7 protein-coding genes are annotated in these 7,239 nt (G+C 40.4%); 5 read left to right on the forward strand and 2 right to left on the reverse strand.

Going from position 1 to position 7,239, the window contains the following annotated elements; genetic code table 11:
- Nucleotide 1: 1 nt before the first annotated feature.
- The 5 genes from rbsA to rbsR all read left to right on the forward strand — a co-directional run bounded on the left by rbsA (nt 2) and on the right by rbsR (nt 5,397).
- On the forward strand, nt 2-1,507 hold the full coding sequence (rbsA, locus tag LG003_RS12870) for a ribose ABC transporter ATP-binding protein RbsA (RefSeq protein WP_112878710.1): 1,506 nt from the start codon (nt 2-4) through the stop codon (nt 1,505-1,507).
- Nucleotides 1,508-1,513: 6 nt separating this feature from the next.
- Nucleotides 1,514-2,485, forward strand: coding sequence for a ribose ABC transporter permease (gene rbsC / locus LG003_RS12875; RefSeq protein WP_262980900.1), 972 nt, complete (start codon nt 1,514-1,516; stop codon nt 2,483-2,485).
- A 24-nt stretch (nt 2,486-2,509) separates the two neighbouring features.
- Nucleotides 2,510-3,400 (forward strand): ribose ABC transporter substrate-binding protein RbsB, encoded by an 891-nt coding sequence (gene rbsB, locus LG003_RS12880; protein WP_112878717.1) that lies wholly within the window; start codon nt 2,510-2,512, stop codon nt 3,398-3,400.
- A gap of 63 nt (nt 3,401-3,463) precedes the next feature.
- The gene (rbsK, locus tag LG003_RS12885) at nt 3,464-4,393 is read left to right on the forward strand and encodes a ribokinase (protein ID WP_112896592.1); all 930 of its coding nucleotides are present in this window, start codon (nt 3,464-3,466) and stop codon (nt 4,391-4,393) included.
- 2 nt (nt 4,394-4,395) lie between these two features.
- Nucleotides 4,396-5,397 carry a ribose operon transcriptional repressor RbsR gene (gene rbsR / locus LG003_RS12890; RefSeq protein ID WP_112878713.1) on the forward strand — a complete coding sequence of 334 codons (1,002 nt, stop codon included), beginning with the start codon at nt 4,396-4,398 and terminating at the stop codon, nt 5,395-5,397.
- On the opposite strand, the gene mdtD is transcribed toward rbsR, so the two are convergent.
- Together mdtD and LG003_RS12900 are read right to left on the reverse strand one after the other, a co-directional pair.
- Entirely contained in the window at nt 5,394-6,785 is a 1,392-nt protein-coding gene (gene mdtD / locus LG003_RS12895; protein WP_112878714.1) for a multidrug transporter subunit MdtD, read from the reverse strand. The two genes, rbsR and mdtD, sit on opposite strands and share 4 nt — an antisense overlap.
- 228 nt (nt 6,786-7,013) lie before the next feature.
- The coding region (locus LG003_RS12900; protein WP_262980901.1) for a hypothetical protein at nt 7,014-7,239 on the reverse strand (226 nt) is incomplete at its 5' end.

The raw sequence follows: 7,239 nt of genomic DNA on the forward strand, positions 1-7,239 counted from the left end.
TATGCAACCTGTACTGGAACTAAAAGGAATTAGTAAATCTTTTCCTGGTGTCAAAGCATTATCTGGCGCGGCACTACGTGTTTACCCGGGTAAAGTGATGGCTCTGGTAGGGGAAAATGGTGCAGGTAAATCCACGATGATGAAAGTGTTGACCGGAATATATACCAGAGATACAGGCACGGTTCATTACCTAGGAAAAGAAGTGATTTTTTCTGGTCCTAGATCCTCTCAGGAAGCGGGGATCGGGATTATCCATCAGGAATTAAATCTTATTCCCCAACTGACCATTGCTGAAAATATTTTCCTGGGGCACGAATTTGTTAATAAATTCGGTGCGATTGATTGGGGAAAAATGTATCAGGAAGCCGATCGTCTTTTAAAAAAATTGAATCTGAGTTACAGCAGTCACCGTTTAGTCGCTGAACTTTCTATCGGTAATCAACAACTGGTTGAAATTGCTAAGGTACTGAGTTTTAAATCCAAAGTTATCATTATGGATGAGCCAACTGATGCGCTGACCGATACAGAAACTGAATCATTATTTCTCGTAATACATGAACTAAAATCTCAGGGATGCGGTATTGTTTATATTTCCCATCGTTTGAGAGAAATTTTTGAAATTTGCGATGATGTGACGGTATTCCGTGATGGACAATTTATTGGTGAAAAGTCGGTAAAAGAGCTAAAAGAAGAGACTCTGATTGAAATGATGGTTGGGCGAAAACTGGAAGATCAGTATCCTCGCCTGAATTTACCTCGGGGCAAAAAACGACTTGAGGTTAAGCAGATTTCTGGTTCCGGTGTGACAAACGCCAGTTTTTCTCTTTATAGCGGGGAAATTTTGGGTATATCAGGGCTAATGGGGGCTGGCCGCACTGAATTGATGAAAATTATTTATGGTGCGTTGCCAAAAACTCAGGGGCGAATCACACTGGATGGAACCCCCATTGTAATTCGTAACCCTCAGGATGGGTTAGCTTGTGGGATTGTTTATATTTCAGAAGATCGTAAACGTGATGGCTTAGTTTTGGGAATGTCAATCAAAGATAATATGTCTCTTACTGCCTTACGTTATTTCAGTAACTGGTTAGGTGGTCTTAATCATAAAGAAGAACAGAATGCAGTTAGTGACTTTATTGAATTGTTTAGTATCAAGACACCTTCAATGGGACAAGCTATAGGTTTACTTTCTGGTGGTAATCAGCAAAAAGTAGCTATTGCCCGTGGATTAATGACTAGACCAAAAGTTCTTATTCTGGATGAACCTACGCGTGGTGTAGATGTTGGTGCAAAAAAAGAAATTTATCAGTTAATTAATCAATTCAAGAAAGAGGGGCTAAGTATTATTCTCGTTTCTTCTGAAATGCCAGAAGTGATAGGAATGAGTGATCGTATTTTGGTTATGTGTGAAGGCCAGATCAGTGGCGAATTTTTTGCTGAACAGGCAACTCAAGAAGTTTTGATGGCAGCGGCTGTAGGCAAACAATATGGAGCGATTCAGGAGTAATTCAGTATGAATTCTAATATATCACCGACATTTAAACGTTGGTTTACTAAAGAGTGGTTACTGAAACAAAAGTCACTGATTGCGTTGCTAGTGCTGATAGCCGTAGTTTCTTCTCTTAGCCGAAATTTTTTCACTTTAAATAACTTGTTTAATATTCTGCAACAAACATCAGTCAATGCCATTATGGCCGTTGGGATGACATTGGTTATCCTGACATCGGGTATTGACTTGTCTGTTGGTTCATTGCTTGCGTTAACAGGTGTAGTAGCAGCTTCATTGGTTGGTACGGAAGTTAATGCTCTGGTGGCTATCGTGAGTGCTTTGGCTTTAGGTGCTGCAATTGGTGCTTGTACAGGAATAATAATTGCTAAAGGTAAAGTACAGGCCTTTATTGCCACTCTAGTCATGATGTTGTTACTTCGTGGAATAACCCGTGTTTATACTGATGGTAGCCCAATAAATACAGGATTCAGTGATAATGCGGATCTGTTTGGCTGGTTTGGTATTGGCCGTCTACTGGGAATTCCTACTCCAGTATGGCTGATGTTGATAGTTTTTGTTATCGCATGGTATATCCTGCATCACACCCGTTTAGGTCGTTATATTTATGCCTTGGGGGGGAATGAATCGGCTACCCGTTTATCTGGTATCAATATCGATAAAATTAAAATTATCGTTTACTCCTTATGCGGTTTACTGACGGCATTGGCAAGTATTATTGAAGTCGCTCGTCTTTCTTCTGCTCAACCTATGGCGGGAGGAGGTTATGAATTAGATGCTATTGCTGCCGTAGTACTGGGAGGAACTCGCCTAGCTGGTGGTAAGGGGTTAATTATTGGTACTCTGATTGGTGCACTAATCCTCGGTTTTTTAAATAATGGCTTAAACTTATTAGGTATTTCTTCTAACTATCAGATGATTGTTAAAGCAATTGTAATATTGTTGGCAGTTCTGGTTGATAATAAAAGTGGTAAATAACCTCACCCTACAGGAAATAACATGATGAAAGTGAAGAAATTAGTAACAATTTTATCTGCTGTTGCGCTAAGTATGACTGTAAGTATAAATGCATTAGCGAAAGACACTATCGCGTTAGTCATTTCTACACTGAATAATCCATTCTTTGTCACAATGAAAGATAGCGCTCAAAAAGAGGCGGATAAGTTGGGCTATAACCTAATTGTGTTGGATTCTCAGGATAATCCAGCGAAAGAATTAGCTAATGTTCAGGATTTGACGGTACGTGGTACTAAACTCATGCTAATTAACCCGACTGACTCCGATGCTGTTGGTAATGCCATTATTATGGCTAACAATGCCAAAATTCCGGTCATTACTCTAGATCGGATAGCGAATAAAGGTACTGTTGTCAGTCATATCGCTTCTGATAATCGCTTGGGGGGTAAAATAGCGGGTGATTTTATCGCCGAAAAATTAGGGGATGGAGCCAAAATTATTCAGCTAGAAGGTATTGCTGGCACTTCTGCTGCCCGTGAACGTGGTGAAGGATTTAATAAGGTAGCACAGGAACATAAATTCAATATGTTAGCTAGTCAGCCTGCTGATTTCGATCGTACCAAGGGACTGAACGTTATGCAGAACTTACTGACGGCTCATCCGGCTGTACAAGCTGTATTTGCTCAGAATGATGAGATGGCGTTAGGTGCTTTGCGCGCTTTACAAACAGCAGGTAAAAGCGATGTATTAGTTGTTGGTTTTGATGGTACTGGAGATGGTATCAAAGCTGTTCAGCGTGGAAAACTAGGAGCGACAATCGCTCAGCGTCCTGATCAAATTGGTATCGTTGGTGTTCAGACTGCAAATAAAGTGCTGAGAGGCGAAAAAGTTGAAGCCGTCATCCCTGTGGAATTGGAGTTAGTTATTAAAAAATAAATCGGTATTTGTGACGTTACTCATTGATGGTGGTGACGGCATAATTGAAAAGGAATAAATGTAATGAGTACAGCAAAACTTGCGGTGCTTGGCAGCATTAATGCTGACCATATTTTGAATCTTAAGTCATTCCCTCGTTCGGGGGAAACGGTGATCGGGGAACAATATCAAGTTGCTTTTGGTGGTAAAGGTGCTAATCAGGCGGTAGCAGCAGGCCGCAGCGGTGCTGACATTACATTTATTGCTTGTGTTGGTGAGGACGATATTGGTTTTCGTATCTATCAGCAGTTAGCAAAGGATAATATTAAAACTTCTGGCATTGAAGTGATTAAAGGAGAAACAACGGGTGTAGCGTTGATTTTCGTTAATCAGCAAGGTGAAAACGTTATTGGTATCAATGCAGGCGCTAATGCGGCGTTGACACCGGAATATTTCTATCGCTACCAAAATATTATTGAGGAAGCAGATGCATTATTGATGCAACTTGAGTCTCCATTGGAAACAGTGCAACTTGCTGCAACAATAGCTAAGCAAAATAATACAAAAGTGATACTCAATCCGGCGCCTGCCAGAAAATTATCTGATCAATTGCTCTCGCTGGTGGATATCATTACACCGAATGAAACAGAAGCTGAATATCTCACTGGAATTAAAGTAGAAAATGATTCAGATGCGGAAAAAGCGTCTCAAGTGTTGCATGATAAAGGTATTGATACGGTAATTATCACATTGGGTAGCCGTGGGGTATGGTTGAGTGAAAGCGGTCAGAAAGGAAAGATTGTTCCGGGATTTAAAGTTAACGTTGTAGATACTGTTGCGGCAGGAGATACTTTCAACGGTGCTCTGGTGACAGCATTATTGGAAAGAAAATCCATGTCATCTGCCATACGATTTGCTCACTCTGCTGCTGCGATAGCGGTAACCCGTCAGGGAGCTCAGCCTTCCGTCCCGTGGCGAAATGAAATTGATGCATTTTTAACTGAACAGGATTAACAGTGGCTACAATGAAAGATGTTGCTCGTTTTGCAGGCGTTTCTACATCAACTGTATCTCATGTTATTAATAATAATCGTTATGTCAGTGAAGGTGTGAAAAAGAAAGTTAACGATGCGATTGAGCAATTGAATTATGCGCCATCAGCGCTTGCAAGAAGTCTTAAAATCAAGCAAACCAAAACCATTGGTATGTTGGTCACGACCAGTAATAATCCCTTTTACGCTGAAATTGTAAGAGGGGTTGAACGAAGCTGTTATGAGCGTGGTTACAGCCTTATCTTGTGTAATACAGAGGGTGATGCCAAGCGGATGGATTACAGCATGGAAACTTTGCTGCAAAAGCGAGTAGATGGAGTGTTGATTATGTGTACTGAAAATCAACACAGCTCCTGTGATGTTTTGCGTCGTTATCCTCCTTTACCCATGGTTATGATGGATTGGTCTCCATTTGATATTGTCAGCGATGTTATTCAGGACAACTCTTTATTGGGGGGGGAGATAGCCACTAATTACCTTATTAGCTGTGGTTTTAAAAAAATAGCCTGTATTGCAGGTCCACAAGATAAAACACCCGCTAATCATCGATTGCAAGGATATAGAAAGGCAATGGCAAATGCTGGTCTTGTTATTCCTGAAGGCTATGAAATTTACAGTGATTTTGAATTTGCTGGTGGTTTTGAATCAATGCAAAAATTGCTGCAACATCCTGAACCGCCAGAAGCTGTTTTTGCCAGCAATGATGCAATGGCCGTTGGCGCTTATCAGGCTCTGTACCAAGCGGGGCTTTCTGTACCGGATGATATTTCCATCATAGGTTATGATGATATCGACCTTGCCCCTTATATGATCCCACCATTGACAACCATTCATCAGCCAAAAGATGAGTTAGGAAAGCTGGCTGTTGATACTTTGCTTTATCGGATGGATAACCCAGAAAGCAATCCTAAATTGTTAGTATTAACTCCGACACTGATTGAGCGTAGCTCAGTTTATCGTTCTTAGGCGCTCTTTCTCTTGATCATGTTATCTCCATCTTCCTTATGTAATAACATGAAGGTGGAAGAAGAAAGTAAAGTGATTATTCCTACGGTAATAAAAGTACTGTGGAAGTTATCAACCATTGTTCCATAAGGCATAGATTCATAGAAACGAAGAATAGCTGCACTTACTGCAACACCGAAGCTAATAGATAACTGCTGAGTTACAGCTAATAAGCTATTTCCTGAACTGGCATTATTATCGGTCAGATCAGCGAGAGTAATGGTATTCATCGAAGTAAATTGAATGGATACAGCCATACCCAGTAAAAATAGTGGAATAGACAGAAGGACAGCGGGCATTGCTGGTGATTGCAGTGAAAATTGAGAAATCATTAATCCAATAATAATGGTTATGCTAACCAGTGTCTTACGATATCCAAAGCGAGTTAATACATTAGTAACGAAAGATTTGGCTATAACGGAACCAATAGCTGTTGGTGCCATCATCATTCCAGCAATGACCGCTGAATAACCAAATCCAACTTGTAGCATCAAAGGCATCAGGAAGGGAATGCAACCAGTTCCCAAGCGTGTAACAATATTACCTATAATACCGATAGAGAATGTGCGAATACGGAATAATTCCAGACTGATAAGGGGTTGGGGTTGTTTTCTAGCATGCATCAGATAACCAAATAATATCATAAAACCACCAACCATAATTGTCAGAGGTATATAGCCGGGTAACGAACTCTCTCCTAGTAAATCCAAACTGACAGAAACCATTATTAAACTCAGCCCAAAAAGTATGAAACCGAAAAAGTCGAATGAACGTTTTGGCATTGTAAAATTAGGCATATGCTTTTTAGCGTAAATAATCCCCAATAAACCGATTGGAATATTGATAATAAATATCCAGTGCCAGGTAGCATAAGTGACTAATAGCCCACCGAGCATGGGACCAAGAATTGGTCCTACTAACCCTGGCATGGTGACAAAATTCATAACAGGTAGAAGTTCGCTGCGTGGGTACGCACGTAATAAAGCAAGACGGGCAACTGGCATCATCATTGCGCCACCAATTCCTTGAATTACACGTGAAACAACTAGAAAAGCTAAATTACCTGACAAAGCACAGGCAAGGGAGCCTAAAGAAAACAAGGATACAGCAAAAATAAATATTCGGCGGGTGCCAAAACGATCTGCTAACCAGCCGCTGACTGGAATTAGCAAAGCAACAGTCAGAGTATAGCTGACAACAGCAGATTGCATCGCTAAAGGTGAATGTTCGAGGCTTTCAGCAATAGCGGGCAATGCTGTGTTGAGAATTGTTGCATCTAAGGCTTGCATAAAAAAAGCTATTGCAGCAATCCAGGGTAGCCCCGCCATATTACGAGCGGTTTTTACCATTAATAATCCTGCTTACTTTTATCCAGCCAATGTTTGGTTGGATATTAATCTAATACACTACTATATAAGATCATTAGCGCTCTGTTAATAACTTTTGGCAAGCGAGAAGTACGCTATGATTGTCACCTTTAACAATTGTTTCATGAGCTTCCAGTTGTACAATTTTATCGGAAATAATAGCTTCAAAGTGATTCTGGTAAAATAGATGAAATAGTTTGCCTACTTATATTACTTTAGTTTTGGAGTAATTATTGTCGATATCATCAGTTTTTGTATGAAAAAAATACACAAATACAAGTTTTGTTGAAAAAAACTGCTAACGGCAGTTTTTTTTAAATAAATGCTTGCCAGCGCCAAAGAACGCCCTATAATGCGCCACCACTGACCGACACAACGCTGATAAACATTGTGAGGTCGGGCAGAGAAAGCGGCAATAAGCGCTTGACTCTGCGGG

Source organism: Photorhabdus kleinii (genome assembly GCF_025384885.1).
GTDB lineage: Bacteria > Pseudomonadota > Gammaproteobacteria > Enterobacterales > Enterobacteriaceae > Photorhabdus > Photorhabdus kayaii.

Bases quoted from the DNA above. Each gene is read 5' to 3' on its own strand.
- rbsK (WP_112896592.1), top strand. From the start codon at position 3,464: ATGAGTACAGCAAAACTTGCGGTGCTTGGCAGCATTAATGCTGACCAT.
- rbsB (WP_112878717.1), top strand. From the start codon at position 2,510: ATGAAAGTGAAGAAATTAGTAACAATTTTATCTGCTGTTGCGCTAAGT.
- rbsA (WP_112878710.1), top strand. From the start codon at position 2: ATGCAACCTGTACTGGAACTAAAAGGAATTAGTAAATCTTTTCCTGGT.
- rbsC (WP_262980900.1), top strand. From the start codon at position 1,514: ATGAATTCTAATATATCACCGACATTTAAACGTTGGTTTACTAAAGAG.
- mdtD (WP_112878714.1), bottom strand. From the start codon at position 6,785: ATGGTAAAAACCGCTCGTAATATGGCGGGGCTACCCTGGATTGCTGCA.